The 971-nt window shown below is 44.9% G+C and carries 1 protein-coding gene; it reads right to left on the bottom strand.

The window, feature by feature from the left end; translation table 11 throughout:
- Positions 1-233: 233 nt before the first annotated feature.
- Positions 234-971: IS256 family transposase (locus CCB157_RS17070; RefSeq protein ID WP_143287145.1), on the bottom strand; the 738-nt coding region annotated here is incomplete at its 5' end.

Genomic DNA, 971 nt, shown 5'->3' with positions numbered 1-971 from the left:
ATGGTCATAAATAAACACCTGTAGTAAGTCAGTAAATCCATAAAGATTTGCTATATAATCAACAAATTGACGTGAGGTACCGTCAAGAATTTTGTGTAATGTAAGATAGATAGGGTATCTCTGAAATAGATTTGGAATAGAGGGGGGCTGGTTCCCCCCCCAGGGGACTGAATATTCAGTCTCTTGAGGGGGAAAGGGAGAATCCCCTCATCTCATCTATTTACATTATTTGGTTAATGATAACGTTCTTCAAACATTCGCTCGAGGGCTTCCTGCGCTTCGGCAAATCCTCGCAACTTTCGTTCTGCCCATTTCTCGTTAAAATCTTGAACGGTCAAATATACGACTTTTTCAGCGGCTTCTAAACTGCTCAAACTGTTCATCGGCTTTAGGCGTTTCCGAATCTCCTTGATCGTTCGTTCGATGGCATTGGTCGTGTAAATCACACTTCGAATACTGCTTGGATAGTCCATAAAGGTGAGAAGGACATCCAACTCATTGGCCCACGATTGGACTTCCCTTGGGTATTTGTGAGACCATTTGGATTGAAACTGTTGAAACATCTCCAATGCGATTTCTTTATTCGGAGAACGATAAATGAGTTTCAGGTCCTCCGCCATTTCGAATTGATCTTTTTTCCGAACACGGCTGAGGGTGTTGCGGACTTTGTGCACGACACAGCGCTGCACATCGGCTTTCGGATACACCGCCTTAAAGGCTTCCTCCAGCCCCGGAAGGCCATCGAAGACGCCAAGAAGCACTTCCTTGACGCCTCTTTGGTAGAGCTGTTGGAGAATCTCCTGCCATACATAGGCGCTTTCTTGTCCTCCTACGAAGAAATCAAGAATTTCACGATACCCTTCTTCGTTCACCCCCAATACCACATAAATAACTTCTTTCTCTACCGTATCCCGGCGAAGTTTCACGTACAAGCCGTCCAAATATAAGACCGAATAACGCTGGWGTAGTGG

This window comes from Caenibacillus caldisaponilyticus (assembly GCF_002003465.1).
GTDB lineage: Bacteria > Bacillota > Bacilli > Bacillales > Sporolactobacillaceae > Caenibacillus > Caenibacillus caldisaponilyticus.
The sequence above is the reverse complement of the archived record's forward strand: the minus strand, read 5'-3'. Positions and strand labels throughout refer to the sequence as shown.